This is a genomic window from Cyanobium sp. ATX 6E8 (assembly GCF_024346335.1).
Classification (GTDB): domain Bacteria; phylum Cyanobacteriota; class Cyanobacteriia; order PCC-6307; family Cyanobiaceae; genus Cyanobium_A.
In genome coordinates this window covers 321,163-347,609 of record NZ_JAGQCT010000001.1, presented here as the reverse complement: position 1 = coordinate 347,609, position 26,447 = coordinate 321,163, and the positions used below count along the sequence as shown (strand labels likewise).

General features: G+C 66.3%; 28 protein-coding genes, 1 tRNA gene and 1 pseudogene. 19 read left to right on the top strand and 11 right to left on the bottom strand.

Annotation, left to right across the window (positions count from 1 at the left end; genetic code table 11):
* Positions 1–16: 16 nt before the first annotated feature.
* Together KBY70_RS01865 and dnaK are read right to left on the bottom strand one after the other, a co-directional pair.
* A complete protein-coding gene (locus tag KBY70_RS01865; RefSeq protein WP_254987165.1) occupies positions 17–994 on the bottom strand; it encodes a DnaJ domain-containing protein in 978 nt (325 codons plus the stop codon).
* Positions 991–3,066, bottom strand: coding sequence for a molecular chaperone DnaK (gene dnaK / locus KBY70_RS01860; protein ID WP_254987164.1), 2,076 nt, complete (start codon positions 3,064–3,066; stop codon positions 991–993). Before dnaK ends, KBY70_RS01865 begins: the two co-directional genes overlap by 4 nt.
* 214 nt (positions 3,067–3,280) lie before the next feature.
* On the opposite strand from dnaK, the gene pstC reads away from it, so the two are divergent.
* From pstC to pstB, 3 genes are read left to right on the top strand one after another with little or no spacing between them, the layout of a single operon-like run.
* Positions 3,281–4,246 carry a phosphate ABC transporter permease subunit PstC gene (gene pstC, locus KBY70_RS01855; protein WP_094560305.1) on the top strand — a complete coding sequence of 322 codons (966 nt, stop codon included), beginning with the start codon at positions 3,281–3,283 and terminating at the stop codon, positions 4,244–4,246.
* A gap of 8 nt (positions 4,247–4,254) precedes the next feature.
* A complete protein-coding gene (gene pstA, locus KBY70_RS01850) occupies positions 4,255–5,166 on the top strand; it encodes a phosphate ABC transporter permease PstA (protein WP_254987163.1) in 912 nt (303 codons plus the stop codon).
* Between the two features lie 45 nt (positions 5,167–5,211).
* Positions 5,212–6,036 carry a phosphate ABC transporter ATP-binding protein PstB gene (pstB, locus tag KBY70_RS01845; protein WP_094560303.1) on the top strand — a complete coding sequence of 275 codons (825 nt, stop codon included), beginning with the start codon at positions 5,212–5,214 and terminating at the stop codon, positions 6,034–6,036.
* 91 nt (positions 6,037–6,127) lie between these two features.
* On the opposite strand, the gene KBY70_RS01840 is transcribed toward pstB, so the two are convergent.
* Positions 6,128–6,214: transfer RNA gene (locus tag KBY70_RS01840), tRNA-Ser, on the bottom strand.
* A gap of 68 nt (positions 6,215–6,282) precedes the next feature.
* On the opposite strand from KBY70_RS01840, the gene KBY70_RS01835 reads away from it, so the two are divergent.
* Genes KBY70_RS01835 through KBY70_RS01820 form a run of 4 tightly spaced genes read left to right on the top strand, consistent with a single transcriptional unit; the run spans position 6,283 to position 9,018 of the window.
* Positions 6,283–6,651, top strand: coding sequence for a 2Fe-2S iron-sulfur cluster-binding protein (locus KBY70_RS01835; protein WP_094560302.1), 369 nt, complete (start codon positions 6,283–6,285; stop codon positions 6,649–6,651).
* Entirely contained in the window at positions 6,648–7,562 is a 915-nt protein-coding gene (locus KBY70_RS01830) for an inositol monophosphatase family protein (protein ID WP_254987162.1), read from the top strand. Before KBY70_RS01835 ends, KBY70_RS01830 begins: the two co-directional genes overlap by 4 nt.
* Positions 7,563–7,598: 36 nt before the next feature.
* Positions 7,599–8,768 (top strand): ATP phosphoribosyltransferase regulatory subunit, encoded by a 1,170-nt coding sequence (locus tag KBY70_RS01825; RefSeq protein ID WP_254987161.1) that lies wholly within the window; start codon positions 7,599–7,601, stop codon positions 8,766–8,768.
* Positions 8,769–8,793: 25 nt separating this feature from the next.
* Entirely contained in the window at positions 8,794–9,018 is a 225-nt protein-coding gene (locus tag KBY70_RS01820) for an indolepyruvate ferredoxin oxidoreductase subunit alpha (protein WP_094560299.1), read from the top strand.
* Between the two features lie 10 nt (positions 9,019–9,028).
* Here the strand turns inward: KBY70_RS01820 and KBY70_RS01815 are convergent, their stop codons facing one another.
* Entirely contained in the window at positions 9,029–9,772 is a 744-nt protein-coding gene (locus KBY70_RS01815) for a DUF3598 family protein (protein ID WP_254987160.1), read from the bottom strand.
* A gap of 139 nt (positions 9,773–9,911) precedes the next feature.
* Here KBY70_RS01815 and htpG point away from each other — a divergent pair, with 139 nt between their 5' ends.
* Positions 9,912–11,819 (top strand): molecular chaperone HtpG, encoded by a 1,908-nt coding sequence (gene htpG, locus KBY70_RS01810; RefSeq protein ID WP_254987203.1) that lies wholly within the window; start codon positions 9,912–9,914, stop codon positions 11,817–11,819.
* 136 nt (positions 11,820–11,955) lie between these two features.
* Here htpG and KBY70_RS01805 read toward each other — a convergent pair whose 3' ends face one another.
* Positions 11,956–12,627 (bottom strand): ParA family protein, encoded by a 672-nt coding sequence (locus KBY70_RS01805; protein WP_094560297.1) that lies wholly within the window; start codon positions 12,625–12,627, stop codon positions 11,956–11,958.
* A 204-nt stretch (positions 12,628–12,831) separates the two neighbouring features.
* Here KBY70_RS01805 and rpmB point away from each other — a divergent pair, with 204 nt between their 5' ends.
* On the top strand, positions 12,832–13,068 hold the full coding sequence (rpmB, locus tag KBY70_RS01800) for a 50S ribosomal protein L28 (protein ID WP_015108262.1): 237 nt from the start codon (positions 12,832–12,834) through the stop codon (positions 13,066–13,068).
* Positions 13,069–13,075: 7 nt separating this feature from the next.
* On the top strand, positions 13,076–13,657 hold the full coding sequence (locus KBY70_RS01795) for a peroxiredoxin (protein WP_094560296.1): 582 nt from the start codon (positions 13,076–13,078) through the stop codon (positions 13,655–13,657).
* Between the two features lies 1 nt (position 13,658).
* Here the strand turns inward: KBY70_RS01795 and KBY70_RS01790 are convergent, their stop codons facing one another.
* Together KBY70_RS01790 and csaB are read right to left on the bottom strand one after the other, a co-directional pair.
* Positions 13,659–13,985 (bottom strand): hypothetical protein, encoded by a 327-nt coding sequence (locus KBY70_RS01790; protein ID WP_254987159.1) that lies wholly within the window; start codon positions 13,983–13,985, stop codon positions 13,659–13,661.
* 8 nt (positions 13,986–13,993) lie between these two features.
* Positions 13,994–15,073: a polysaccharide pyruvyl transferase CsaB gene (gene csaB / locus KBY70_RS01785; RefSeq protein WP_254987158.1), complete on the bottom strand. Its 1,080-nt coding sequence runs from the start codon at positions 15,071–15,073 to the stop codon at positions 13,994–13,996.
* A gap of 109 nt (positions 15,074–15,182) precedes the next feature.
* Between csaB and KBY70_RS01775 the strand changes: the two are divergent.
* The 5 genes and pseudogenes from KBY70_RS01775 (at position 15,183) to psaK (ending at position 17,980) form a co-directional block, all read left to right on the top strand.
* A pseudogene (locus KBY70_RS01775) lies at positions 15,183–16,138 on the top strand (sulfotransferase domain-containing protein).
* A 12-nt stretch (positions 16,139–16,150) separates the two neighbouring features.
* On the top strand, positions 16,151–17,014 hold the full coding sequence (locus KBY70_RS01770; protein ID WP_254987156.1) for a hypothetical protein: 864 nt from the start codon (positions 16,151–16,153) through the stop codon (positions 17,012–17,014).
* 4 nt (positions 17,015–17,018) lie between these two features.
* Positions 17,019–17,324 (top strand): DUF2499 domain-containing protein, encoded by a 306-nt coding sequence (locus KBY70_RS01765; RefSeq protein WP_254987155.1) that lies wholly within the window; start codon positions 17,019–17,021, stop codon positions 17,322–17,324.
* A complete protein-coding gene (locus KBY70_RS01760; RefSeq protein WP_254987154.1) occupies positions 17,321–17,656 on the top strand; it encodes a DUF3593 domain-containing protein in 336 nt (111 codons plus the stop codon). The genes KBY70_RS01765 and KBY70_RS01760 overlap by 4 nt, the downstream gene beginning before the upstream one ends.
* A gap of 66 nt (positions 17,657–17,722) precedes the next feature.
* Complete coding sequence (gene psaK, locus KBY70_RS01755) at positions 17,723–17,980, top strand: photosystem I reaction center subunit PsaK (RefSeq protein WP_094560288.1); 258 nt, start codon at positions 17,723–17,725, stop codon at positions 17,978–17,980.
* A gap of 28 nt (positions 17,981–18,008) precedes the next feature.
* Here psaK and KBY70_RS01750 read toward each other — a convergent pair whose 3' ends face one another.
* Both KBY70_RS01750 and dxs read right to left on the bottom strand, forming a co-directional pair.
* A complete protein-coding gene (locus KBY70_RS01750) occupies positions 18,009–19,202 on the bottom strand; it encodes an NAD(P)/FAD-dependent oxidoreductase (protein ID WP_254987153.1) in 1,194 nt (397 codons plus the stop codon).
* Positions 19,203–19,246: 44 nt separating this feature from the next.
* Positions 19,247–21,175: a 1-deoxy-D-xylulose-5-phosphate synthase gene (dxs, locus tag KBY70_RS01745; protein ID WP_254987152.1), complete on the bottom strand. Its 1,929-nt coding sequence runs from the start codon at positions 21,173–21,175 to the stop codon at positions 19,247–19,249.
* 73 nt (positions 21,176–21,248) lie between these two features.
* Between dxs and ilvA the strand changes: the two genes are divergently transcribed.
* From ilvA to KBY70_RS01730, 3 genes are read left to right on the top strand one after another with little or no spacing between them, the layout of a single operon-like run.
* Positions 21,249–22,820: a threonine ammonia-lyase, biosynthetic gene (gene ilvA, locus KBY70_RS01740; RefSeq protein ID WP_254987151.1), complete on the top strand. Its 1,572-nt coding sequence runs from the start codon at positions 21,249–21,251 to the stop codon at positions 22,818–22,820.
* 28 nt (positions 22,821–22,848) lie between these two features.
* Positions 22,849–23,472, top strand: a complete 624-nt coding sequence (gene scpB, locus KBY70_RS01735) for an SMC-Scp complex subunit ScpB (RefSeq protein WP_094560284.1) — start codon at positions 22,849–22,851, stop codon at positions 23,470–23,472.
* Between the two features lie 34 nt (positions 23,473–23,506).
* A complete protein-coding gene (locus KBY70_RS01730) occupies positions 23,507–23,794 on the top strand; it encodes a YggT family protein (protein ID WP_094560283.1) in 288 nt (95 codons plus the stop codon).
* 12 nt (positions 23,795–23,806) lie between these two features.
* Here KBY70_RS01730 and KBY70_RS01725 read toward each other — a convergent pair whose 3' ends face one another.
* Together KBY70_RS01725 and KBY70_RS01720 are read right to left on the bottom strand one after the other, a co-directional pair.
* Complete coding sequence (locus KBY70_RS01725) at positions 23,807–24,274, bottom strand: hypothetical protein (protein WP_409996001.1); 468 nt, start codon at positions 24,272–24,274, stop codon at positions 23,807–23,809.
* Positions 24,271–24,600 carry a nucleoside triphosphate pyrophosphohydrolase family protein gene (locus tag KBY70_RS01720; protein WP_094560281.1) on the bottom strand — a complete coding sequence of 110 codons (330 nt, stop codon included), beginning with the start codon at positions 24,598–24,600 and terminating at the stop codon, positions 24,271–24,273. The genes KBY70_RS01725 and KBY70_RS01720 overlap by 4 nt, the downstream gene beginning before the upstream one ends.
* A gap of 57 nt (positions 24,601–24,657) precedes the next feature.
* Between KBY70_RS01720 and pyk the strand changes: the two genes are divergently transcribed.
* Entirely contained in the window at positions 24,658–26,442 is a 1,785-nt protein-coding gene (gene pyk / locus KBY70_RS01715; RefSeq protein WP_254987149.1) for a pyruvate kinase, read from the top strand.
* The last annotated feature ends 5 nt before the right edge of the window (positions 26,443–26,447 follow it).

The following is a 26,447-nucleotide window of genomic DNA, read 5'->3' as shown; positions in this document are numbered from 1 at the left end:
GAGGACCCTCAGTGTGTCACCGGTGCAGACCGTCGGGATCGTCGGCCAGTTCCTGCAGGCGGCGATACAGGGCGGCTTCGGCGTCGCCCAACTCCTCGGGCACCACGATGCGCACCTCCACCAGCTGGTCGCCGCGCTGCTCCCCCCACTCCTGGCCACGGCCCCGCAGGCGCAGCAGCCGGCCGCTCGAGGAGCCCGGCGGCACCCGCAGCTTCACCGGCCCCCGCAAAGTTGGCACCACCACCTCGGCGCCCAGGGCGGCTTCCGCTGGGCTGAGCTCCAGCGGGTAGAGCACACGCAGGCCATCGATGCGCAGCCCCTCCTCCGTGCGCACCCGCAATTGCAGGAAGTGGTCGCCGCCGCCGGGGGTCACCCCCGCGAGCCGCAGCCGCCAGCCATCGCCCGCCAGGGGTGGGGTCCACACCTCCACCGCCGTGCCATCGGCAAGCTCCAACTCCACCCGCTCCCCCTGCAGGGCCTGCTCGGGGCTGAGCTCCACCAGGCTCTCTTGGTCGCTGGAGGCCTGCACCGGCAGCGGCGGCGGCGGCGAGGCCGTCACCGAGCCCGGAGCCTCTCGCTCGTGTCCCTCTGGCTCGGCGTCGGGCTCCGGGGCAGCCTCGTCGTCGCGTCCAGGGGGCCCAAAATCAGCACTGGAGGGCCGACGGGAACGGCGCCGCTCACCGAACAGAGCGTCGAGGTACTCCTCGAAGTCGGGAAAGCCGGTGGCGAAGGGATCCTGCGGCTCGCGGCCAGGAGCGTCACCACCAGGATCGCCGGCCTCCCAGGCCTGGCGGCGGCGCGGGTCGGACAGCACCGCATAGGCCTCGTTGACCAGCTTGAAGCGCTCCTCTGCCAGCGGGTCATTGCCGTTGAGGTCGGGATGCCAGCGGCGGGCCTGGGCGCGAAAGGCCCGCTTGAGGCTGCTGGCGTCGGCGCCGGGCTCAAGGCCCAGCACCGACCAGTAGTCGGACGGGGCGGCGGGGCTACGCGTCACCGGTAGGACCCATCCCCCCAAGGGTCGTCATCCACCCGGGGCGGGCGCTCACGCACCAAAGCTTCGGGTTCGCGATAGGGAGGTTCCCGATAGCTGGGCTCGCGATAGCTGGGCTCGCGGTCATAACGCGACGGTGGCATGGCCCAGGGGTCGCTGCCGGGGCGGTTCCAGTCGTCCCAGTCGTCGTCGGCAAACAACTCATCCTTGAGGGAGCCCAGGGTGTTTTTGAGGCCCTGCAGGGGCCCCTGTTCGGCCTTGCGCTCACTCAACAGGCGCCGGTTGAGCCCAAACAGGGCCTCCTGCAGCTGGCTCACCGCCAGTTCCAGCTCCACCAGGTCGTCGGCAGCGAGCAGGTCCTGCACGTCGCGCAGGGCCATCTCCACCGAGCGCTGCTGCCGCTCGGCGCCATAGGGCCCCAGCTCCAGGGCGGCATCCCTGAGCCGGCGCTCCGCCTGGGCCACCAGGGTCTGGGCCCGATTGCGACGATCGATCTCAGACCGCTTGCGGCGATCTTCGCTGGCCTTCTGCTCCGCCTCTTCGATCAGCTTGGTGATCTCCTCCTCGCTGAGGTTGGAGCCGCCCTGAATGCTGACGCTCTGCTGCCGGCCGGTGGTGCGGTCGGTGGCCGACACCTGCAGCAAGCCATTGGCATCAATGTCAAACGAGACCTGCACCTGGGGCACGCCCCGGGGCGCCGGCGGGATGCCAGACAGGCGGAAGCGGCCCAGACTCTTGTTGTCGTCCGCCATCTGCCGCTCCCCCTGCAGCACATGGATCTCCACCGAGCTCTGATTGGCTTCGGAGGTGCTGAACAGGTCGCTCTTGCGCACCGGAATGGACGAGTTGCGAGGGATCAGCACCTTCATCACGCCGCCGATGGTCTCCAGACCCAGCGACAGGGGGGTGACGTCGTTGAGCATCAGATCGCGCAGCTCGCCGGTGAGGATGCCGGCCTGCACCGCCGCGCCGATCGCCACCACCTCATCGGGATTCACCGACTGGCAGGGCTCCAGGGGGATGAGGGTGCGCACCATCTCCTGCACCATCGGCATGCGGGTGGAGCCGCCCACCAGCACCACGTCGTCGATGTCCTCGGCTGCGAGGCCGGAATCGCGCAGGGCCCGCTGCACCGGCCGCAACAGCCGATCGAGCAGGTCGGGGCAGAGCCCCTCAAACACCCGGCGCTCCAGGGTGGTTTCGATGTGCAGCGGCCCGTCGGGTCCGGTGGCGATGAAAGGCAGCGAGATGGGCGTGCTCTGCACGCCGCTCAGCTCGATCTTGGCCTTCTCCGACGCCTCAGTGAGGCGCTGCAGGGCCTGGCGGTCACGGCGCAGGTCGATGCCGTGCTCCGCCTGGAAGGCATCAGCCAGCCAGTCGACGATGCGGCGATCCCAGTCGTTGCCGCCGAGCTGGGTGTCGCCGCTGGTGGCCTTCACATCGAACACCCCCTGGGCGATGCGCAGCACCGACACATCGAAGGTGCCGCCGCCCAGGTCGAACACCAGCACCCGCTTCACCGTGCTGCGGTCGAAGCCGTAGGCGAGGGCCGCTGCCGTGGGCTCGTTGAGGATGCGCTCGACGCTGATGCCCGCCAGCCGGCCGGCATCCCGGGTGGCCTGGCGCTGGGCGTCGTTGAAATAAGCCGGCACGGTGATCACCGCCGCCTCAACGGGTTCCCCCAGGTAGGTGGCGGCGTCGTCGCAGAGCTTGCGCAGCACACTCGCAACCAGCTCTTCCGGGGCGTATTCCCGCTCGGTAGCCGGACAAACCACCCGCACATTGCCCTGCTCGTTGGCCCGCACCGAGTAGGGCACCGACAGGCTGCCCTCCTCCAGTTCGTCCCATTGGCGCCCCACGAAGCGCTTGAGATTGGCGAAGGTGTTGCGGGGGTTGAGCACCAGCTGGCGGCGCGCCAATTGGCCCACCAGCAGCTCCTGGTCGCGGCTGAAGCCCACCACCGACGGCGTCGTGCGGCCGCCCTCGGCGCTGGCGATCACCGCGGGGCGGCCACCCTCCAACACCGCCACCACTGAGTTGGTGGTGCCCAGGTCGATGCCGACTATCCGCGACATGCCACCCCGCGAGATGCAAAACCGCTACTTGCAAAACCGTGCCAGGAAACCCGTCGACCCATGAAACCGGCTGTTGCAGCCCCGCGCGGTGGAGCCCAAAACTACCGGGCTCTCAGACGTTAATCACCACTTAAACGACCTGGTGTGGGGCTCTTCGTAGATTTAGCTCGGATCGGCCACCCCTGCGCTGACCGATGCAAAGCCTTCTTCCCCCATGCTGACGGACCCAAGCCCCGCCCTGGACGCCGACGCCTTCACCCTGCGTCGGCGTCCACCGACCGAAAAACTGGTGGACCTGGGCTTCCGCCAGCTGACCCTGGTGCTGGCTTCGATGGTGGCCATCGTGCTGCTGGGCATCTTTCTCACCGTGTTCCAGGGGGCACGGGAGGCCATCGCCACCTTCGGACTGGACTTTCTCACCACCTCTGCCTGGGACCCCGTCAACGAGCAGTACGGGGCCTTCATCGCCATCTACGGCACCTTGGTCACGTCCTTCTTGTCGCTGCTGATTGCGGTGCCCCTGGGAGTGGGTACGGCCATCTTCATCACCGAAGACCTGATTCCCACGGTGTTGCGGGATGCCATCGGTCTGATGGTGGAGCTGCTGGCAGCGATTCCCTCGGTGGTGCTGGGCCTCTGGGCGATCTTCGTGATGGAGCCAGCACTCCGCCCGGTTCTCAACCTGCTCCACAGCCTGCTCGGCTGGAGTCCGTTTTTTAACACCGTGCCCCAGGGCCCTGGCATGACCCCGGCCATCCTGATCCTGGTGGTGATGGTGCTGCCGATCATCACGGCGATTTCTCGGGATGCGCTCAACCAGGTGCCGATTGAGTTGCGGCAGGGGGCCTATGGGGTTGGCACCACCCGCTGGGGCGCGATCTTCAGTGTGATCCTGCCGGCAGCGATCTCGGCCATTACTGGGGGCGTGATGTTGGCGTTGGGTCGAGCCATGGGTGAAACCATGGCGGTGACGATGATCATCGGCAACGCTCTCAATTTCAACCTGTCGCTGCTGGCACCGGGCAACACCATCGCCTCCATGCTGGCCAATCAGTTCGGTGAAGCCAATGGCATTCAGGTGTCTGCCTTGATGTATGCCGCTCTGATCCTGATGTTCCTCACGTTCGCCGTGAATGTGGCAGCCAAATGGATCGTGCGTCGCCTCAGCCTGCGCTACTGAGATCCCCCATGGCGAACCAACCCATCACCTATTCCAGCAGCGCCCTCTTCGACAGAAGGCCACTGCACTTTGATCCCAACCTGCGGCGCAACCGCCTCAACCAACTGTTTACCGGAATCGCTGGCTTGTTTGCTGTGATTGCCGTTCTGCCCCTGCTGCTCGTCCTGTTTCACGTGCTGGTGCAGGGCGGCAGACTGATCTCCGTGGGCATGTTTAGCGAACTGCCACCGGCACCAGGGCTCGATGGGGGTGGTATTGGCAATGCCATTCTCGGCACCCTTTTGGTAACCCTGATTGCCTCCCTGATCGCCATCCCGGTCGGCGTAGGAGGGGGCATCTACCTCAGCGAATACTCCCAGCGCGGTTGGTTTGCTCAGTTTGTGAGCTTCGGCAACGACATCCTGGCCGGCGTTCCATCGATCATCAGTGGAGTTTTCGTTTACGGGATTGTGGTGGCGACGCGGGTGTTTTTTGATCAGAGCTACAGCGCCATGGCTGGCGGTATCGCCCTGGCGGTGCTGATGCTTCCCACGGTGATCAAAACTACCGATGAAGGCCTCAAGCTGGTGCCCCAGGAACTGCGCTGGGGAGCCTATGGCGTGGGGGCTTCGAAGTTTGTGACGGTGATGCGAATCACCCTGCCCTCAGCCTTCACCCCCATCGCCACAGGGGTGGTGTTGGCGATCGCCCGAGCCGCCGGCGAAACCGCACCACTGATCTTCACCGCGCTGTTCTCCCCCTTTTGGCCCGAAGGGGTGTTCAACCCGATCGCCACCATGTCGGTGCTGATCTTCAACTTCGCGATCATGCCTTATGAGGCCCAGAACGCACTGGCCTGGGCGGCCTCCTTCGTGTTGGTGATGATGATCCTGGGCGCCAATCTCCTGGCTCGCTGGATTAGTCGGATGGCCAAAGCCTGATCACGACCTCATCCCGTTTCCTTAACTCCTCCCTGCTCTCGAGCCATGACCAGCAGCTTCCACACCAGCCCAGCCGTTGAAGCCAGCAAGGAGGACGTCTGCATGTCGCTGCAGAACGTCACCATTTCCTACGGGAAGTTCGAGGCCGTCAAAAATGTCTTCATGGACATTCCCCGCGGACGGGTCACCGCGTTCATCGGTCCATCCGGCTGCGGCAAGTCGACCGTGCTGCGGGGGTTGAACCGGATGAACGATTTAATTCCGGGCTGCAGACTCAAAGGCCGTGTGGTGTTCGATGGCTACGACCTCTACGACCCCAAGGTGGATCCGGTGGAGGTGAGGCGTCGCATTGGCATGGTGTTTCAGAAACCCAATCCGTTTCCCAAATCCATTTACGAAAACATCGCCTTCGGTGCCCGCATCAACGGCTTCAAAGGCGACATGGATGAGCTGGTGGAGCGATCCCTGCGCAAGGCTGCCGTGTGGGATGAGTGCAAGGACAAACTGCGCGAGAGCGGCTTTGCCCTCTCGGGCGGTCAGCAGCAGCGCCTCTGCATCGCCCGAGCCATCGCCACCGAGCCGGAGGTGATCCTGATGGACGAGCCATGCTCAGCTCTCGATCCGATCTCCACCCTCAAGATCGAAGAAACGATGCACGAGCTCAAACGGAGCTACACCATCATCATCGTGACCCACAACATGCAACAGGCGGTGCGGGTGGCTGATCACACGGCCTTCTTTAATGCGGAAGCGGTGGAAGGAGGCACCGGCAAGGTGGGGTATCTGGTGGAGTTCAACGACACGGAACGCATCTTCAATGCACCCGCCCAGCAGGCCACCCAGGACTACGTCAGCGGCCGCTTCGGTTGAGGATTAAACCGCGGGATTCTGGCCATCGACGACACCCTTCGCCGACGAAGAAATTGCCATGAAAAAGCCGGCTGCAAAGCCGGCTTTTGAACGGAGAGGGAGGGATTCGAACCCTCGATAGAGTTGCCCCTATACAGCATTTCCAGTGCTGCGCCTTCGACCACTCGGCCACCTCTCCAGGGGCAAAATGGGGCAACCAGATGGCAATGTAGCAGTTCGACTCTGGCTTCCCAGTCGCTTCGCACCATGACCCGCAGCCACCCGATCACGATCCACTGGCGCCAGACCGGCCGCGTGATCCGCCACGAGGTGCCGGAGGGGGACTACATCCTGCGCAGCTTTGAACAGCAGGGCGATGCCCTGCCCTTCAGCTGCCGCAATGGCTGCTGCACAGCCTGCGCCGTGCGGGTGATCTCCGGGGAGATCGACCAGCGGGAAGCGCTGGGGCTGTCGCGCGAATTGCGCGGCCGCGGCTACGGCCTTCTCTGCGTCGCGCGTGCCACCGGTCCGCTGGAGGTGGAAACCCAGGACGAAGACGAGGTGTACGAGCTGCAGTTCGGTCGCCACTTCGGCCGCGGCAAGGTGCGCCCTGGCCTGCCCCTCGACGACGAATGACTGACTTCCCCACCCATCCGGCCAGCCTTTCAAACCAGGCCTGGGAAGCCTCGGAGCTGCCTGCCGTTGAACTCGAGCGGCTCGCCGCCGTAGCCCGCCGGGCGGCGGAGGCCGGCGCCGAGCAGCTGCGCCATCACTTCGGCCACCTGGAGCGGATCCGCGAGAAGGGCCGGGCCGGCGACCTGGTGACCGAAGCCGATGTGGCGGCGGAGCAGGCCGTGCTGGCGGTGCTCGAGCAGGAGACGCCCGAACTGGGGGTGCTGGCGGAGGAGAGTGGTCGGCGCCAGGGCCAAGGTTCACCGCTGGAGTGGTGCGTGGACCCACTCGATGGCACCACCAACTACGCCCATCGGTTTCCGTTCTTCGGCACCTCGGTGGGCCTCACCTGGAATAGCCAGCCGCTGCTGGGGGCCCTGGCGGTGCCAGCGCTGGAGCAGCTCTACTGGGCGGCGCCGGGGTTGGGGGCCTGGGCCAACAACAGCCCGATCCGGGTGAGCGACTGCAGCGAACTCAGCCAGTCGCTGCTGGTCACCGGCTTCGCCTACGACCGTCACACCCGCGTCGACAACAACTACGCCGAATTCGCCTGGTTCACCCATCGCACCCGGGGGGTGCGGCGGGCCGGTGCCGCTGCGGTGGATCTGGCCTTTGTGGCCGACGGCCGGTTGGATGGCTACTGGGAGCGGGGGCTCTCGCCCTGGGATCTTGCCGCCGGCGTGGTGCTCGTGGAGCAAGCCGGCGGGGTGGTGTGCGCCTACGACGGCGGTCCGGCGGAGCTGGCCAGCGGCAAGCTGATCGCCTGCACACCAGGGCTGCGCCAGGCGCTGATCGAAGGGCTGGGCGCCTGCAAGCCCCTGGCAGGCGGCAGCTACGGCGCTCCCGAGCTCGATGCCCCCAACCTGGATCCATAAGATCATCCCAGTCCCTTTCGCCAGCTCGACGCCGCAATGGCCCTGCAACCCGCCGCCGGCGCCCGGGATCTCAATCCCCGCGAGGTGGAAGGCAACTGCCGCATCGCCGAGCAACTGGCTGCGGTCTACCGGCTCTGGGGCTACCAGGAGGTGGCGCCGCCGAGTTTTGAACGGCTGGACACCCTCGAGGCCGGTGGTGGCATCGATGGCCGTGAGCTGGTGCGGTTGGCCACCGATGAACCTCTGGGCTTGCGCCCCGAGCTGACCGCCTCGATCGCCCGAGCCGCGAGCACCCGCCTGGCGGAGCGGCCCCGCCCCCTGCGCCTGTGGGCGATGGGCAGCACCTTCCGCAGCTCCACCGGCGATGGCGGCGGCCAGCGGATCCTTGAACAGCTCCAGAGCGGTGTCGAGCTGCTGGGGGTGCGCTCCGCCGCCGCCGACGTGGAACTGATGCGACTGCTGCTCGCGGCCGCCGGACGACTGGGCCTGGAGGAACGCCATCAACCCCGACTGCTGGTGGGGCACCACGGCGTGCTCAGCGTCCTACTGAGCCAGCTCCCCGACGGACAGCGCAGCGCTGCCCGCCGCGCCCTCACCAACTTCGATCCCCTGGCACTGGCCCAGCTGCCCCTGCCGGAGTCCGATCGCCAGCGGCTAGCCACCTTGATGCGCCTGCGGGGCGAGCCGGCCCGGGTGCTGTATCAAATCGAGCAATGGCTGGGCCCCGTGCCGCTGCTGGCCGAGCTGGGCGCCACCCTGGCCGCGGTGGCCCCGGCTGCCGAGCGGCTGGGGGTGGCGCTGCAGCTCGATCCCAGCTTCCAGCCCCACTTCGCCCTCTACGACGGCCTGGTGCTGAAGCTGGTGTGCCAGGGCCAGGAAGCGCCAGTGGAGATCGCCAGCGGTGGCCGCTACGACGCCCTGGTGGGGCGGTTCTGCCAAGACCCTGCCCAGGCCGCAGGCGTGGGCTTCGGCTTTGACATCGAGGCGGTGCGCGAGCTGGTGGCACCAACGCTGGACGCCTCTTCGCCGGTGCTGGTGGCCTACGGCCGGCCGGAGGATCTGGCCCCGGCCCTCGATCACCTCGAAGCCCTGCACCAGGCCGGCACCTGTGCGGAACTGCTCAGCGGTGCCACCGCCAGCCAGGCCGAAGCCCAGGCCATCGGCGAGGCCCGAGGCTGCAGCCGCACCCTCTGGATCGCTCCCTAGGATCCGGCCAGCACCCGCGCGAGCCATGGCCCACACAATCGTCACCAACGTCTGTGAGGGCGTCGCCGATTGCGTCGATGCCTGCCCCGTGGCCTGCATCCATCCAGGCCAGGGCGCCAACACCAAGGGCACGGCCTTCTACTGGATCGACTTCGACACCTGCATCGACTGCGGCATCTGCCTGCAGGTGTGCCCGGTGGCCGGGGCGATCCTGCCGGAGGAAAAGCCCGAGCTGCAGCAGGCCGGCTGAAGCACCGCCCCTAACGCTCCAACACCTCGTGAGTGGCTGAGACCCAGGCGCCGCTGCCGTCGTAGCAGCGGATCAGGCGCTCGAGCCGATCGGGAGCGGTGAGCCAACCGGCCTGCACGCTGAAGGCTTCCCGGTGGCTCACCTGCTGGGGCCAGCGGCAATAGCCGCCATCGGCGAGCCACTGCAACTCAGCCATCTCGGCAGCCGAGAAGCTCACCCGGGCCTCCGATCGATCGGGCTCGGGCCAGTCGGCGGCAATGGTGGCCCGGCTGCCCTGCCACGAACCCTGCAACTGCTCCGGCGTCAGCGGCGGACACTCCTGGGCGCCCGAGCCGACGCGGTATTCCCGGATCAGCACCAGCTGGTCGGCATCGCCGGCTTCGGTGTAGAGCAGCACCAACCGGTGGCGACGATCGCCATGCACAAAGCCAAACTCCCCGCCGAACACCGTGCCCGGTGCCAGCTGCAGCGACCCCTTGCAGAACGTGCCGGTGTCAAAAAACACTACCTGGCGGCCGAGGCTGCGGTACTCCTGGCTCAGGTCGCTGCTGGGCGGAGCGCTGCGGTCGCCCCCTTCAAAGCGCTGCAGGCGGAAGCGCACCATCGAGATCGCACCCTCTGCGTTCTGCTCGCCGGCTTCGAGGCTGAGCAGCGAAAGGGTGGTCTTGAGCTCCGTGCCCGTGGGGCTGATGCCGGTGAAGGAGCCCTGCCAAGCCCCCAGATTGGCCAGGAAGTTCTGCCACTGGCTGGCCATCGACTGGGGATCAGGAGACTGCAACTGATCCTATGGAGCCCCCACCGGCAGAGGCCTTGGACGGTTTCCTGCCCATGGCGCCCCCTTGGCGGGCGGCCCCACCCCGGGGGAATCTGGTGTCAGCGTGATTTTGAAAGCTGTGGTGCTACAGGCGGAACAGGGCCAGATTCAGATCCATACCGAGAACATCTTTCCGATCATCAAAAAGGCCGTCTACAGCGGCCATGAGGTGTTCCTGCGGGAGCTGGTGAGCAATGGCGTCGATGCCATCAGCAAGCGCCGCATGGCCGCCATGGCCGGCGACTGCAGCGAAGGCCCCGAAGGCAAGATCTCCATCCGCATCGACCGCGAAGCCAAAACGCTCACCATTTCCGACAACGGCATCGGCATGGGCGCCGACGAGGTGAAGCGCTACATCAACCAGGTGGCGTTCTCCAGCGCCGAAGACTTCCTCGAGAAGTACAAGCAGGAGAACGACGCGATCATCGGCCACTTCGGCCTGGGCTTCTACTCCAGCTTCATGGTGGCCAAGCAGGTGGAGCTGGTGAGCCTCTCGGCCCGCGAGGGGGCTGAGGCGGTGCGCTGGAGCTGCGACGGCTCGCCCAACTTCTCGCTGGAGGCGGCTGAGCGCAGCGAGCCGGGCACCGATGTTGTCCTGCACCTGATGGAGGAGGAGCTCGAGTACATCGAGCCAGCCCGCATCCGCACATTAATAACCACCTACTGCGACTTCCTGCCGGTGGAGGTGCAGCTGGAGGGCGAAACCGTCAACAAGCGCGAATCCCCCTGGCGCAAGAGCCCGCGCGACTTGAGCGACAACGACTACATCGAGCTCTACCGCTACCTCTACCCCTTCCAGGGCGACCCGCTGCTGTGGGTGCACCTCAACACCGACTACCCCTACAACCTGCAGGGAATCCTCTATTTCCCCAAATCCACTGGCCGGGCCGACTGGGAGAAGGGTGAGATCAAGCTCTACTGCAACAACGTTTTTGTGAGCGACTCGATCAAGGAGGTGGTGCCCCGCTACCTGCTGCCCCTGCGCGGCGTGATCGATTCGCCCGACATCCCCCTGAACGTAAGCCGTTCAGCCCTGCAGACCGACCGGCGGGTGCGCTCGATCGGTGGCATCGTGGCCAAGAAGGTCGGCGACCGGCTCAAGGAGCTGCATCGCGACGATCCGAAGCGCTACGCCGAGATCTGGGAGTCGCTGGCTCCGTTCATCAAGATCGGCGCCATGGAGGACGACAAATTCGCCGAACAGGTGGCCGACCTGGTGCTGTTTGGCTCGACAGCTGCTGCGGGTGAAGGCGACAGCCCCGATCCCATCCCCGGCGAGGGTGGCAAGGCTTACACCACCCTCGCTGGCTACCGCTCACGCCTGGCCGCCGACAATGACAAGCGGATCCTCTATTGCACCGATGAGGCCGGCCAGGCCGGAGCGCTGGCCCTGTGGAAGAGCCAGGGCGCCGAGGTGCTGCTGGCCGACACCTTCATTGATACCCAGTTCATCCCCTGGCTGGAATACCGCCACGAGGAGCTGAAGTTCCAGCGGGTGGACAGCGAACTCGACGACTCCCTGCAGGAGAAGGAGAGCGAGCTGAGCGATGCCGAGGGCAAGGACTCCAGTGAAAAGGTGCGGGAGCTGTTCAAAGGCGCCCTGGCCAACGACAAGATCACCATCCAGGTGCAGGCCCTCAAGGGCGACAACGCCCCCGCCGCCCTGATCCTGCTGCCGGAGCAGATGCGCCGCATCAACGACATGGGCGCCCTGATGGAGCAGCGCCTGCCGGGCCTGCCCGATCACCACGTGCTGCTGGTGAACCGCAAGCACCCCCTGGTGGAGGGCCTGCTCAAGCTCTCGGCCGGTTCGGTGATCACCGGTGCCGGCGGCAGCTCCCCCAGCCAGCAGCTCGCCGACGACCTCAGCCGCCATGTCTACGAGCTGGCCCGCCTGGCGGTGGGCGGCCTGGAGCCCAACGAACTGGCCGGCTTCCAACAGCGCAGCGCCACCCTGATGGGGCAACTGATGGCGCGGGGGCTCTAAAACCGCAACCAGCCCTGGGCCAAGGCGATCTGAAAGCCAACGGTGCCGAGCAAGGAACCCAGCAGCCCACCAGCAAAGGCCAACCAGGCGATCGGTGCTCCCACCGCCTGGCTTACCGAGGTGGGCTGAACGAGGCTCAGGCGCTCAGCGGCAGTGGACTGATGGTCCTGCTGGCGACGGATGAGGGCTTCGAAATCAGGCATTCAATTTCCTGGGCAACGGACTGATAGGCCGACCAACCGGCCATGCGGCGAGGGTCAGCCCGGCCGCGGTCGTCGATGGCGGCAAACACGGGCAATCCCTGGGTTTCGGCCTTATCGAAGGCTGCCAGCAGGGGGATTTCGGCCCTGAGCACCTGCAGCCCAAAGGTTTCGAGGGCTTTGCGGGCTTCGTGGGCCGCCCGCTGCTGGCGCAGATCCACCTTTACCAACAGCACGGCATGGGGCACCTGCACGCGCTGCAACAGCTGGGCCAGCTCTACGGTGAGCTCAACGGCACGGGCCTTGGGGGCAGTGGGCAGCAGCACGAGGTCGGAACCGTCGGCCAGGTGACGCAGCTCCTCCTCATCGCTGCTCGCCTGGCCATCGGTGATCACCACATCGGCAAAGCGGCTGGCCTTGGCGGCGGCCTCCACCGGCACCACCTGGAAGGGCAATTCGCCGCGGATGCGATAGGCCAGGGCCGAGCGGTTGCGGTCGGCATCCACCACGCACACCGAGCGGCCGAGCTCCGCCCAGACACTGGCGAGGTGGATGCTGGTGCAGGTTTTGGCGACCCCACCCTTTTGGCCGGAAACGGTGATGAACACCGCAGCTCAACAACTGGTTCAAAAATAGAGGTGTTATTCGAATCGATCAATCAAATCCGCGACCTGGGGAGGCGTTGTGAGCAAAAGCCGACGCAAGCCCAGGCCCAGGCGCCATCCCTTGCCGGGGCCGACACCCCCCTGCAGACCAGTTGGTACAGTGGTGGCTTGGGCATTGTGCCCTGCACGTCGTTTCGGAAATTGGTCATGTCCCGGGTCTGCCAGCTCACCGGCAAGCGCGCCAACAACGGCATGGCCGTCTCGCACTCCCACGTGCGCACCAAGAAGCTGCAACAGGTGAACCTGCAGGAGCGGCGCCTGTGGTGGGCCGAAGGCAACCGCTTTGTCAAGTTGCGCGTCTCCACCCGCGCCCTGAAAACCATTCAAAAGAAGGGCCTGGGCGCCTATGCCAAAGAGCTCGGCGTCAACCTGGCCAAGATCTGAGGGCACCATGCAACGCCGGGCAGTTCTGCGCAGCCTGGCCGCCCTGGTGCCTGCCACTCTCGGGGCAACAAGCCTGCTGGCCTTCGGTCGGCAGGCTTTTGCTTTGGGAGGCACGCTTCCGGCCCTGAATCAGCCCGCTCCGGATTTCGCCCTGCCGGGCATCGCTCCCGCGGCCGATGGTGAGGCCGTCGAAACCCAGTTGCAGCTTGCTGATTTCCGAGGACGCTGGCTGGTGCTGTATTTCTATCCGCGTGATTTCACCGGCGGTTGCACCCTGGAGGCACGCGGCTTTCAGAAGGATCTGGCTGCCTTTGAAGCCGCAAACGCCGCTGTGGTGGGGGTGAGCGCCGATGACGCCGAATCCCACGCCGACTTCTGCAGCAGTGAAGGGCTTGCTTTTCCGCTGCTCTCCGATCCAGCGGGCAGCGTCAGCCGCGCCTACGGCAGCTGGATCGCACCGTTTTCGCAACGCCACACCTTCCTGATCGATCCCGTTGGTGTGTTGCGATCCACCTGGGTGGCCGTGCGTCCAAGCGGCCACAGCGCCGAAGTGCTGGCCACCCTGCAGGAGCTTCAGATCAGCCGCTAGGTCAGGCCAGCCGATAGGTCATGAACCATCCCGTGCCGGGGCCTTCCACCTCCCAGCGCGGCAGCCAGTGCCGCCAGCTGTAACGCACGCCGTGGCCTCCCCGGCCTACCTGCACGTACCCGCCACCTGGGTTGTCGAGTTCGCCATAGGCCGTCGGCGAGATGGTGTCATCGGCATTGATCCCCAGCAATGCCCCAGGGCGCAGGTATTTGATGGCCATGGCGCAGGTGCTGGAAAAGCACATGCGATGGGCCTGGCCCGGCACGGCACTGTCGGTTTGCACGTAGTACTGACGCACCGGCAGGACGGTGCCAGCGGAAACGCTCATGCCCCCTGCTAGCAAGAGCCGCTGCAGGTGTCCAGGCTCTCCAGCAGTTGGCGATGCACCGCCGTCTGCTGGCGGAGCTCCGCTAGCCGGGCGCTGGGCGGCGGGCTGTCGAGCACGGCCGTCCAGGCGGCCACCAGCTCGGCCGGCGCTGCTGCCGCATCCAGGCTGTGGCAGGGGCAGCCCAGGGCAGAGGCGGCGGCGGCCACTTTCGGGTCGTAGCTGAGGGCGGCGCAGGGCGCTCCGGAGAGGGCCGCCAGGATCAGGCCATGCAGGCGCATCGCCACCACAAGTCCGGCACCACTGCCCATCGCCATTGCTTCGCTGGGCCGCTCCGCCAGCACCTCCCGGCTGCGGGCCGCCAGGCCTGCTGGCAGCAGCTGCTCCTGGCGCAAGTGCTCCAACAGGCCCCGGTCCTGCGTGGCGTGGAAGGGCAACCAGATCACCTCGCGGTCGTGCTCGCGGGCCAGTTGCTCCAGGGCCTCGAGATAGGGGCGCCAGGTTGCTCCCTGCAGCTGACCGGTTGGCCGAAAACAGAGCACCAAGGGGCCACCATGCCCGCGCCAGGGCTGGGCCGGCAGGGCCCACACCGGATCACTGCCCACCGGGCCCTCGCGCCCGAGGCGCTTGGCCAGAGCCGCCGATTCCGGATCCCGCCAGCTCACCGCCGTGGCCAAGCGCAACAGGCGGCCCACCAACAGCCTGCTGCGACGGCGCCGTAGCGGACCCAAACCCTGGCCCCAGAGCAGCACCGGCTTGCCTTCCAGCCGGGCCGCCGCAATCAGAGCGCCGTAGTAGAGCAGGCTGCGGAAACTGGTGGAATCCTGCAACAGGCTGCCGCCGCCGAGCACCAGGGCATCGCAGCGCCGCAGCGCCTTAAGCACCAGCGGCAGGCTGCGGCGCGGCACCGTCTCCACTCCAAAGCGCTCCTGCACCAAAGCAGCGTCATGGGCTGTCACCACCGCCTGGCATCCCGCAGGCAGTTGGCTTATCAGCACCTCCAGCAGGGCGTCATCGCCGAGGTTGTGCTCCCCGTAGTAACCGCACAGCAAAACCCTGCGAGGCGCCAGGGTCTTGCGCACCAGGCCCATCGGAGCCGGGTCAGTCTTCTGTCTGGTCTCGCGCACGAGCCGGGCCTCACCGCCCAATCAGCATGGCACCAAAACTGATTGGTGCAGATCGCTGCATCGATGCAGATTGATGGCCATCAGCCCTGGAAGCGGAGATCCGCAGCGCACCCGCCGCATTCACAACCACCACTTCGACAGCCGTCGCTGGGATCATGTCGCGCTCCGCGATGACGACATCGTCATCGCCAGCCCCTACAAGAGCGGCACCACCTGGTTGCAAGCCATCGTGGCCCACCTGGTGTTTGACGGTGAACTGGCGGCCCCTCTGGCCGACCTCTCGCCCTGGCTGGAAGCCAATTACCACGATCTCGACGCTTTGGTGCTGACGCTGGAGCAGCAACGCCACCGCCGTTTCATCAAAAGCCACCTACCCTCGATGCCCTGCCATGGGATCCCCGGCGGCGTTTTCTCTACATCGCCCGCGATGGAAGGGATGTGGCGATGTCGCTCTGGAATCACTACCTGAACTGGAGCGATCAGGCCCATGCCCTGGTCAACCAGGTGCCCAACGAACGGGGCGAGACCTTCCCCCTTCCCCCGGCAGACGTGCAGACCTTCTTTGATCGCTGGTTGCACAACGGTTGGCTGGACTGGGAGAAGGATGGCTGGCCTTTCTGGTCGTTCTTTCACAACGTGCAGTCGTGGTGGGATCACCACCATCAAGCCAACATCCTGCTGCTGCACTACAGCGACCTCAAGGCCGATCTGCCGGCCCAGATCGCCAGGATTGCCAGCTTTCTCGGCATGGAGATCGATGCTCCGCGGCTCGAAACTGTGGCGGCCGCGGTTGCCTTTGATGCCATGCGACTCCACAGCGATCGCTACGTGCCCTGCGGGGGACGTCTCTGGAAAGGCGGCGCCACCACATTCCTCTACCGCGGCAGCAACGGCCGCTGGCGGGGCGTCCTGCGTCCGGAACAGCTCGAGGCCTACGACCGGGTCAGCCGGGAAGCCCTCAGCCCGGCCTGTCACAGCTGGCTGCATGGCGTCGACAGGGAATCGTCGCTAGCACTTGAGTGGTGCTAACAGACCACAATGGTGACGGAGGAAGCCCTTGAGGCCCTCGATCTGCTGATCTGGCTTGGGAATGGCGCCCATGCCAGTGAGCTCGCTCATTGCAACCAGAGCACCGTGTCGCGTCGGGTGCAGCAGACCCTGGCCACCTTCAACCTCAAACTGCGCCGCGTCTCAGAAGCCTGGCAAGCGACGGGCGACCCACTGCTGCTCCGCCTAGAGCGGCAGCTGCACCAACGCGGCCGGTTTCTGGGACGGCAAGCCCTGCGCCTGCAGGCTCCTTACTGGAGCTCCGATGCCCTGTTCAACAACCTGCCTCCCCACTGGATCAGCAACCCCTTCAGCTCCTTGGGCTCCGCCCACCACTGCCTGGACCTGCTCGAGCAACGGGTGGTTGACGCCTGCCTGGCCACCCTGCCAGAACGGCCGGCCAGCGATGACACCCGATTTGCCTGCTTTGACCTGTTCCACTCTCCGATCCATCTGGTCACGCGCCCTTCAGCACGGGTGAGCCGAATCACCCAGCCCAGCAGGGCTGAGATCGGCACCCATTGCCACATCGACACCTTCCCCTTCAACCCTCGCCCCCAGAAGCAGTTCATCCGCGGCTTCTATGACCACCATTTCCGGCCTGCTCGCACCCGCAGAGGCACGCGACACCCCGATACGGATCCTGTTTATTTCGCCAACAGCCTCATGCTTAATGCCTTGGCTGACAAAATTGACGTCATCTGCCTCAAGGTGGCCGTACCGTCTCACTACGTGGAAAGCCTGGTGGTGTTGCACGAATACCGGGAAGAGCCAGCTGTTGCCCAACTGGTTGAACTGCTGCGCCGGCAGATCCTCGAACGTTCACGCTCCGAACCACAACTCATCGCCATCCACTGACCCCATGCACGCCCTGTCCCTACCCACATGGTGGATCCATGTCGCCTCGGTGCTCGAGTGGGTGGTGGCGATGGTGGCGATCCAACGGCTGGGCGTTGCCCGCCGGGAAGGGGGGTGGCGCTGGCTGAGCCTGGCCATGCTGCCCGCCCTGGTGAGTGCCATGGCCGCCTGCACCTGGCACCTGTTCGACAACAGCCCCACGCTGCAAGGCCTTGTGGTGCTGCAGGCCGGGCTCACCACCCTCGGCAACGGCACCCTGGCCCTGGCGGCCTGGAACCTGGTGCGTCAACAACGTCAGGCAGCGCCATGAGTGGGCCGCTCAGCTGGCTGGCCGGCATCGATCCCACGCCGCTGTTTGTGCTGTCGCTGCTCCCCTACCTGGCCTTTCTGTGGTGGGCGGGTCGGATCGTGGGGTTCCCAAAGCTGGCCCTGCGCGGCTTCCAGTTCACCCTGGTGTTTGTGGCGGTCACCATCGGTGCCGCTGTGATCGCCCAGCTGCGCTACGGCGCCCTGCTTGCCAACGTGGACCCTCTCCACGGTGGCGCCGAATCCCTGCTCACCGTCTCCAACCTGTTGGTGGTGCTCGGATTCAGCGGTGTAGGCGCCGTGGTCACCACACGCCCCCAGAAGGGAGGGCAATGAACAAGTCTTAAGCAGGGGGATGCAAGGCCAACGGTGCCCGGAAGATGGGGCGTCGGCACTTGCTCCATGATCACTCCGCTTCTGGCCCTGGCCCCCGCCACGATCACCTGGTCGCCCAAGGTGGCGCTGGTGATGATCGTCTGCAACGTGATCGCCATTGCCATCGGCAAGGCCACGATCAAGCATCCCAACGTGGGCCTGCAGCTGCCCAGCCCCAGCCTGTTTGGCGGCTTCGGCCACGGAGCCATGCTCGGAACCCTGAGCCTGGGTCACATCCTCGGCATGGGCGCCATCCTCGGCCTGGCCTCCCGCGGCGTGGTTTGAATCGTCAGCCCGGTTTGAAGTCTGGCGTTCAACGCCAGCCCAGCAGATAGGGCAAGGCTTTGAGCCCGTAGCGCTCAAAGCGGTAGTCGAACAGCAGGGCGGAGAGATCCTCCGCCCGTTTGGTCTGCAATCCCGCCAGCAGTCTCTCCAGGCGTTGGTCCGCTTGCTGATCGGCCAGGCCCAGCCAGGTGCGCCGGGCCAACCGTCCGCTCAGGCTCCAGCGCCAACCCAGCTCCCGCCGCAGCAGCAGCGGATAGCGATCGAGCGGCGTGGCTGTATCACCGCGCTGGCCGCCACCATCGCCCCACACCTGCAGCAGCAGCGGTGCCAACACCCGGGCACTGGCCAGGGCGTGGCGGATCCCTTCACCGCCAAGCAAGTTGGCGGTGCTCACAGCGTCGCCCAGGCCGATCAGCGGCCCCTGGCGGTGCGCTTCCCGGCGCCGCAGCGTGCTGCGGATGCGGCCGCCATGGCGGTCGAGCACCACCGCTCCCGCCAGGCCGCTGCGCTGCAGCAACTCCTGCAACTCCTGCCCAAGCGGCGGTTGGGGCCGTTGGGCATCGTGCAAGCGGCACACCCCCACCTTGAGCTGGCCGGGGCCCATCGGAAACACCCAGCCATACCCCTGCTGCACCCAGTCGCTACCCAGGAAAAAACTGAGCCGATCCGCCCAGGCGGCGTAGGCATCGGAACTCACCTGCAGCAACCACTCCACACCCAGCCCCGCCACCAGCGGATCGCCCGGGCAGCTGCTGGGCTCGCCAATCAGGGCGCGGCTCTCACCACTGGCATCCACCAGCCAACGGCTGCGGATGGCGCGGCGGCCACCACGGCCATCCCGCACCCAGGTGCAGGCCCCCTCCCCATCGGGCTGCCAGCCCAGCGCCGTGACCCCGAGCTGCAGCCGGGCGCCCCAGCCCTGGGCCTGATCCGCCAGCCATTGGCGCAGGGCGCCGAAATCCAGCACGGCCCCCAGCGGCTGATCGGAACTCCACTGACGCCCCTGCGCTCCGGGGCCCACCAATTGCCAGCCGCTCCAGCGGGCCGCCACCACCGCAGACGGCAAGCCGTAGCGCTCCACCGCCGCCAAGGGCAGGGCCGCGCTGCTGAAGGCCGCCTGGCGGAGGTCGGCCAAGCGATCCACCAGCAACACATCCACCCCCGCCAGGGCCAGCAACCGGGCCAGCTCAGCTCCCGCCGGGCCGGCACCCACCACCAGCACCTCGCAGCGGTCGGGCTCAGCCGTGGTGGAACGCTCGCTGAGGCTCAGACGGCAACGGGCTGACCGGCGGCCGCCAGATTGGTGGGGCGGGGAGAGCCGAAGCGCTCCAGGATGCGGTCGGCCATCTGGGGAGGGGTGAGGCCGAGGCTCTGCTTGCTCTGGTCGGGGCTGGCGTGGTCGACGAGCAGATCGGGAATGCCAATGCGCAGCACGGGCACAAGCACGTCGTGATCGACGAGGGTTTCCACCACCGCGGCACCGAAGCCACCCGCCAGGGCGCCCTCTTCGATGGTCACCACCTTGCCAATGCGCTGGGCCATCGGCAGGATCAGCGCCTCATCGAGGGGCCGCAGGAAGCGGGCGTTGATCACCGCAGCGCGGATGCCCTTCTCCTGCAGCAACCCAGCGGTGGCCATCGCCGGGGCCACCATGGCGCCGTAGGCCACGATCAGCAGGTCGTCGCCATCGGTGAGCAGCTCACCGCGGCCGATCTCCAGGGGTTCAAAGCCCTCTTCCGCAAGAGGCACGCCCTCGCCTTCGCCGCGGGGGATGCGCAAAGCGCAGGGGCCGCTGTGATGAATTGAGGTCACGAGCATGCGCTGCAACTCAGCCTCATCCTTGGGAGCCATCACGGTGAAGTTGGGGATGGCACGGAAGTAGCTGATGTCGTACTGGCCCTGGTGGGTGGGGCCGTCGGCACCCACGATCCCGGCCCGGTCCAGCACGAAGGTGACCGGCAGCTTCTGGATGCCCACGTCGTGGATGAGTTGGTCGAAGGCGCGTTGCAGGAAGGTGCTGTAAATCGCCACCACCGGCTTGAGGCCCTCGCAGGCCATGCCCGCAGCCATGGTGACGGCATGCTGCTCGGCGATGCCCACATCAAAATATTGATCGGGCAGGGCCTTCTCCAGCAGATCCAGACCGGTGCCCGTGGCCATGGCGGCGGTGATGCCCACCACGGTGGGGTCCTGTTCGCAGAGCTTCACCAGCGTTTGGCCGAACACCTTGCTGTAGCTCGGCGGTTTCGGCTTGCTGGAGGGATAGGCCTTGCCGGTGGCCAGATCAAAGGCGCTCTGGGCGTGGTAGCCCACCTGGTCGGCCTCGGCGTAGGCATAACCCTTGCCCTTGGTGGTGGCCACGTGCACCAGCACGGGACCCTCGGTGCGATGCGCCTGCTCGAAGGTGCGCACCATCCCGGCAATGTCGTGGCCATCGATCGGGCCGATGTAGGTGAAGCCCAGCTCCTCAAACACGGCACCCACCTTGGGCACCGCCAGGCGCTTCATGCTCTCCTTGAGCGTCTTGAGCTCGGTGGGGAGCTCGCCGTGCAGGAAGGGCAGGTGCTTAATCGCCTCCTCGGCGTTGCCCTGCAGAAACTGCAGCGGCGGGCTCAGCCGCATGCGGTTGAGGTAGGTGGAGAGGGCTCCCACCGGTGGACTGATCGACATGTCGTTGTCGTTCAGCACCACCAGCAGCTTGGTTTTGGGCAGGTGGCCGGCATGGTTGATGGCCTCGAGGGCCATGCCGCCGGTGAGGGCACCATCGCCGATCACGGCGACGCATTTGAAGTCTTCGCCGCGGCGATCCCGTGCCAGGGCCATGCCCAGGGCGGCTGAAATCGAGGTGCTGGCGTGGCCGGCACCGAAGTGGTCGAAGCGACTCTCACAGCGCTTCAGATAGCCCGCCACGCCGCCCTTTTGGCGCAGGCTGTCGAAATCCTTGTAGCGGCCCGTCAACAACTTGTGGGGGTAGGCCTGGTGGCCCACATCCCACACCACCTTGTCGTGATCGAGATCGAGGGTTTGATACAGGGCGAGGGTGAGCTCCACCACCCCCAACCCTGGCCCCAGGTGACCACCGCTGGTGCTGACCACCTCCAGGTGGCGCTCCCGGACCTGGCGGCCAATGGCTTCAAGCTCAGCCGTGCTCAGGCCGTGCAGCTGATTCGGGTGATTCAGCTCGCTGAGATGCATGCACAACCCTGGAGGTGGGATGCAATCTAGGCCTTGGATCCCGCCCAGCGGTGCGGATTGCGACACTGGTGCCATGAGCGAGGCTCCCCACAGCTATCTCCAGCGAATCCTGCGGGCGCGGGTGTACGAAGTGGCGATCGAGTCGCCGCTCGATCCCGCACCCAATCTCTCGGCGCGCCTGCACAACCGGGTGCTGCTGAAGCGCGAAGACCTGCAGCCCGTGTTCAGCTTCAAGCTGCGGGGGGCCTACAACAAGATGGCGGGCCTCTCGCCGGCGGAGCTGGAGCGCGGCGTGATCGCCGCCAGCGCCGGCAACCACGCCCAGGGGGTGGCGCTGGGGGCCCAGAAGCTGGGCTGCAGGGCGGTGATTGTGATGCCGGTGACCACACCGGAGATGAAGGTCAAAGCGGTGGCCGCCCGCGGCGCCGAAGTGGTGCTGCACGGCGACAACTACGACGCAGCCTGCACCGAAGCCACCCGACTGGCCGCAGAGCGGGGGCTCACCTTCATCCACCCCTTCGACGATCCGGATGTGATCGCCGGGCAGGGCACGATCGGGCTGGAGATCCTGCGCCAGTGCTCCGCGCCACCGGATGTGATTTACGTGGCGGTGGGCGGTGGCGGCCTGATCGCCGGCATCGGCGCCTACGTCAAAACCCTGTGGCCCCAGGTGCAGATCGTGGGCGTCGAGCCAGTGGATGCCGATGCCATGACCCGCTCGCTGGCCGCCGGCGAGCGGGTGCAGCTCGACCAGGTGGGTCTGTTTGCCGATGGGGTGGCCGTGCGCCAGGTGGGAAAGCTGACCTTCGATCTGGCCCGCCAGACGGTGGATCGCATGGTGACCGTCGACACCGACGCCATCTGCGCCGCCATCAAGGACGTGTTCGAGGACACCCGCTCGATCCTGGAGCCGGCCGGCGCCCTGGCGGTGGCGGGCATGAAGCGGGATGTGCTGCAGCAGGGCCTGCATGGTCAGACGCTGGTGGCGGTGGCCTGCGGCGCCAACATGAACTTCGATCGGCTGCGCTTCGTGGCCGAACGCACCGAAATCGGCGAAGACCGCGAGGCGATGCTGGCGGTGGAGATCCCCGAGCAAACCGGCAGCCTGCGGCGCTTCTGTGGGGTGCTGGGCCAGCGCAGCCTCACCGAATTCAGCTACCGGCTGGCCGATCCCCGCGTCGCCCACATCTTCGTGGGGGTACAGACCAGCGGCAGCGACGACGAGCAGCAACTGATCCACGACGTGCAGGCCGCCGGATTCCCCTGCCTCGACCTCTCCAACAACGAATTGGCCAAGCTGCACCTACGCCACATGGTGGGCGGACGCCTGCCCGCCAGCGCCGGCCCCGCCCTGGAGCAGGGGGAGGAGTTGCTCTACCGCTTCGAGTTTCCCGAAAAACCCGGGGCCCTGATGGCGTTCGTCAACGCCTTGCACGCCAACTGGAACATCAGCATCTTTCACTACCGCAACCACGGCGCCGACGTGGGGCGGATCGTGGTGGGGGTGCAAGTGCCCCGCGGCGAACGGTCGCAGTGGCAGGCCTTCCTCAATGGCCTGGGCTACCAGCACTGGGATGAAAGCGACAACCCCGCCTACCGGCTGTTTCTCGGCCCCAGCAGCGCTCCCCTGCCAGCCCTGGCCTGAGCCCGAACACCTGCGGTACCGTGCCGCCATGCACACAGGCGCAGCGGCCACTGAGGCGATCCAGGGTCTGTCGCTGCCGGCCCGGATGGAGGCGATTCTCTATCTCAAGGGCCGACCCCTGAGCCTCGCTGAGCTGGCCGAGATTGCCGCCGTTGGTCGGGAAGAGGCGGAGCTGGGGCTGATCACCCTGATCACCGACTACGCCCACCGCGACACCGCGCTGGAAGTGCGCCAGGAGGGCAACCGCTACAGCCTGCAGCTGCGCGACGGCCTGGGCGACCTGGTGCAGAACCTGCTGCCGGTGGACCTCTCCACCGCTGCCCTGCGCACCCTGGCCACGATCGCGCTGAAGAAACGGATCCTGCAGTCGGATCTGGTGGAGCTGCGGGGTTCGGGTGCTTACGAGCACATCAAGGAGCTCCTGGCCCAGAACTTCATCGAGCGCAAGCGCCAGAGCGAGGGTCGCTCCTACTGGCTCACCCTGAGCGAGAAATTTCACCGCACCTTCGCCGTCAAGGCCGACGACCTGCAACCCCGTCCGAGGGCGGCCAAGGCCAAGGTGGTGGATCCCGAACCAGCTCTAGATCAGGCTGAGGATCAGGCTGGTAATAAGGCTCCAACTCAGGATGAAGCCTGGGACGAGGCTGCCTAGAGTTTCCCGATCGAGATTCCGCCAACGAGCACCCATGGACGCGCTGAGTTTTCTGCTGCAGGTGCTGGCCCAAACCCTCAGCATCTACACCGTTGTGCTGCTGGTGCGGGTGCTGCTCAGCTGGTTCCCCAACCTCGACTGGAGCAATCCGCTGCTCTCCACGGTGAGTTCGATCACCGACCCCTACCTCAATGCCTTCCGCGGCCTGATCCCGCCCCTGGGCGGCCTCGACCTGTCGGCGATTGTGGCCTTCATCGCCCTGCAACTGGTGCAGAGCCTGCTCGCAGGCGCCAGCGTGTCGGTGCTGAGCGCCGGTTACTGATCGGGCTCCGCGTTACTGATCGGCGAGAGCCTGCTCAAGCGGCAGCAATTCGTCGTCGATACCGGCGCGGGTGCGCACCGGGGCACTGAAACCACGCGCCTTGACGCTGCGGAAGCTGAGGGGCCCTGGTGTGCCCGCCGGCACCGACAGGCGCAGGGCAAAGCCGGAGCTGCCGGGGGGCACGTCGCCGATCGACCCCACGCGGGTGCGGTTCTGGAGCACCGGCTCGCCGCTGGAATCGACGATCAGAGCAAACACATCGGTGTCCACCACAGGTTTGCGGCCCGGATTCAGCACAGTGCCACGCAGGGCGTAGCAGCTGGCGCCGGAAGGGCGCCGCAACTCGGGTTGGGCGCCAACATCTTCGGCGGGACAGGGCTCGAGACTCACCTGCGAAACCTGCAGCTCGGCCGCCCAGGCAGGACCAGGCACAAGCAGCAACAACGTCACCAGAAAAGGAGCTAGCACGACTCTGATCACCGCGTATCCCCACTACCTGCAATCACGTTACGGGCGGCGCGGCTGGCCAGCTTGTCGAGATTGGCCTGGGCGATCTGATCGAGCTCCAGGCCCAGTTCGGTGGCGAGTTGCGCCACGTACCAGAGCACATCCCCCAGCTCCAGCTGCAGGGCGGCGATCACCTCGGGGGTGAACACGCCGTTCTGGTCGCGCATCACCTTCTTGACCTTGTCGGCCACCTCACCGGCCTCACCGCACAGCCCCAGGGTGGGATAGATGGGGTTGTCGCCGGCCTCGGGATAGAGGGCGGTGGCGCGGGAGCGCTGTTGGTAAGCCTGAAAGTCCAACTGCGGCAGCTCGTTGCAGGCCTGGATGGTAGTTTCCAGCTGTCTGATGGCGTGTTGATGCCCCAGCCCGATCTCATGCGTCGCACCAAGATCGTGGCCACGATCGGGCCCGCCACGGAATCTCCGGAACGCCTGCGCGAGTTGATTGCCGCCGGGGCTACCACCTTTCGCCTCAATTTCTCCCACGGGGACCACAGCGAGCACGCGGCTCGGATCGCCACGATCCGCCAGGTCTCCACCGAGCTGGGCATCGAGATCGGCATCCTCCAGGACCTGCAGGGTCCCAAGATCCGGCTGGGCCGCTTCGCCGACGGGCCCATCACCCTGGCCAAGGGTGATCCCTTCACGCTCACCTCGAGGGATGTGGCTTGCAATCAATCGATTGCCACAGTCACCTACGACAATCTCGCCGACGAGGTCGTGCCCGGCAGCCGCATCCTGCTGGATGACGGCCGGGTCGAAATGCTGGTCGAGCGCGTCGACAAGCCCGAGCAAACCCTGTTCTGCAGCGTCACCGTCGGTGGCGTGCTCTCCAACAACAAGGGCGTCAACTTTCCAGACGTGCAGCTCTCGATCCGGGCGCTTACCGAAAAAGACCGGATCGACCTGGCCTTTGGCCTGCAACACGGTGTCGATTGGGTGGCGCTCAGCTTCGTGCGCAACCCCTCGGACATGCGCGAGATCCGCGAGCTGATCCGCAGCCACGGACACAGCACGCCGGTGGTCGCCAAGATTGAAAAATTTGAGGCGATCGACCAGATCGACGACATCCTGCCCCTTTGCGACGGGGTAATGGTGGCCCGCGGTGATTTGGGCGTCGAGATGCCTGCCGAAGAGGTGCCGCTGCTGCAGAAGGAGCTGATCCGCAAAGCCAACAGCCTCGGCATCCCGGTGATCACCGCCACCCAGATGCTCGATTCGATGGTGAGCTGCCCCCGCCCCACCCGGGCCGAGGTGAGCGACGTCGCCAATGCCATCCTCGATGGCACCGACGCCGTGATGCTGTCCAACGAGAGCGCTGTGGGTGATTTCCCGGTGGAAGCGGTGGCCACCATGGCCACGATCGCCCGGCGCATCGAGCGTGATTACCCCCAGCGGGTACTCGACAGCCACATGGCCACCACCATTCCCAACGCCATCTGCCAGGCGGTGAGCAGCATTGCCCGCCAGCTCAATGCCGCGGCAATCCTGCCCCTCACCAAGGGTGGCTCAACCGCCCGCAACGTCAGCAAGTTTCGGCCCAGCACGCCCATCCTGGCGATCACCAGCGAGGTGAAGGTGGCCCGCCAGCTGCAGCTCTGCTGGGGAGTGAATCCCCTGCTGGTGGCGGAACAAAGCTCCTCCACGAGCACCTTCAGCCTGGCCATGGGCATGGCCCGGGAGCTGGGCTTTCTGCAGGACGGCGACCTGGTGGTGCAAACCGCTGGCACCCTGTCTGGGGTGAGCGGCTCCACCGACTTCATCAAGGTTGGCATCGTGTCGGCCGTGCTGTCGAAGGGCACCGGCATCGGCAACGGCTCGGTGAGCGGGCGGGTTCGCCTCGTGGATAGCCCCGAGGCAGCAGCGGCGATCCAGTCGGGGGAGATCCTGGTGGTACGTGAAACCTCGGCTGATTACATCGAGGCGATTCGCAAAGCCAAGGCCGTGATTGCCGAAGCCGACGGCATGGAGAGCCACGCGGCCGTGATCGCCCAGCGCACCGGCATTCCGGCGATTGTGGGCGTCGACAACGCCTTTGCCAGCCTGCGTCAGGGCGAGATCGTGACCCTGGATCTGCTCCGCGGGGAAGTGCATCGCGGCGCCCGCAGCCACAACGCGGACAGCGGAACCGCCATCGTTTAGGGTCC

What these genes read in the sequence shown, in the direction of transcription:
- KBY70_RS01760 (WP_254987154.1), top strand. Translation starts at nt 17,321, where the DNA reads ATGAGTGGGCCGCTCAGCTGGCTGGCCGGCATCGATCCCACGCCGCTG.
- KBY70_RS01730 (WP_094560283.1), top strand. Translation starts at nt 23,507, where the DNA reads ATGGACGCGCTGAGTTTTCTGCTGCAGGTGCTGGCCCAAACCCTCAGC.
- dxs (WP_254987152.1), bottom strand. Translation starts at nt 21,175, where the DNA reads ATGCATCTCAGCGAGCTGAATCACCCGAATCAGCTGCACGGCCTGAGC.
- KBY70_RS01815 (WP_254987160.1), bottom strand. Translation starts at nt 9,772, where the DNA reads ATGGCCAGCCAGTGGCAGAACTTCCTGGCCAATCTGGGGGCTTGGCAG.
- KBY70_RS01820 (WP_094560299.1), top strand. Translation starts at nt 8,794, where the DNA reads ATGGCCCACACAATCGTCACCAACGTCTGTGAGGGCGTCGCCGATTGC.
- pstB (WP_094560303.1), top strand. Translation starts at nt 5,212, where the DNA reads ATGACCAGCAGCTTCCACACCAGCCCAGCCGTTGAAGCCAGCAAGGAG.
- pstC (WP_094560305.1), top strand. Translation starts at nt 3,281, where the DNA reads ATGCTGACGGACCCAAGCCCCGCCCTGGACGCCGACGCCTTCACCCTG.
- KBY70_RS01790 (WP_254987159.1), bottom strand. Translation starts at nt 13,985, where the DNA reads ATGAGCGTTTCCGCTGGCACCGTCCTGCCGGTGCGTCAGTACTACGTG.
- KBY70_RS01795 (WP_094560296.1), top strand. Translation starts at nt 13,076, where the DNA reads ATGCAACGCCGGGCAGTTCTGCGCAGCCTGGCCGCCCTGGTGCCTGCC.
- KBY70_RS01765 (WP_254987155.1), top strand. Translation starts at nt 17,019, where the DNA reads ATGCACGCCCTGTCCCTACCCACATGGTGGATCCATGTCGCCTCGGTG.
- pstA (WP_254987163.1), top strand. Translation starts at nt 4,255, where the DNA reads ATGGCGAACCAACCCATCACCTATTCCAGCAGCGCCCTCTTCGACAGA.
- KBY70_RS01830 (WP_254987162.1), top strand. Translation starts at nt 6,648, where the DNA reads ATGACTGACTTCCCCACCCATCCGGCCAGCCTTTCAAACCAGGCCTGG.
- KBY70_RS01825 (WP_254987161.1), top strand. Translation starts at nt 7,599, where the DNA reads ATGGCCCTGCAACCCGCCGCCGGCGCCCGGGATCTCAATCCCCGCGAG.
- KBY70_RS01835 (WP_094560302.1), top strand. Translation starts at nt 6,283, where the DNA reads ATGACCCGCAGCCACCCGATCACGATCCACTGGCGCCAGACCGGCCGC.
- rpmB (WP_015108262.1), top strand. Translation starts at nt 12,832, where the DNA reads ATGTCCCGGGTCTGCCAGCTCACCGGCAAGCGCGCCAACAACGGCATG.
- ilvA (WP_254987151.1), top strand. Translation starts at nt 21,249, where the DNA reads ATGAGCGAGGCTCCCCACAGCTATCTCCAGCGAATCCTGCGGGCGCGG.
- scpB (WP_094560284.1), top strand. Translation starts at nt 22,849, where the DNA reads ATGCACACAGGCGCAGCGGCCACTGAGGCGATCCAGGGTCTGTCGCTG.
- csaB (WP_254987158.1), bottom strand. Translation starts at nt 15,073, where the DNA reads ATGGGCCTGGTGCGCAAGACCCTGGCGCCTCGCAGGGTTTTGCTGTGC.
- psaK (WP_094560288.1), top strand. Translation starts at nt 17,723, where the DNA reads ATGATCACTCCGCTTCTGGCCCTGGCCCCCGCCACGATCACCTGGTCG.
- dnaK (WP_254987164.1), bottom strand. Translation starts at nt 3,066, where the DNA reads ATGTCGCGGATAGTCGGCATCGACCTGGGCACCACCAACTCAGTGGTG.
- pyk (WP_254987149.1), top strand. Translation starts at nt 24,658, where the DNA reads ATGCCCCAGCCCGATCTCATGCGTCGCACCAAGATCGTGGCCACGATC.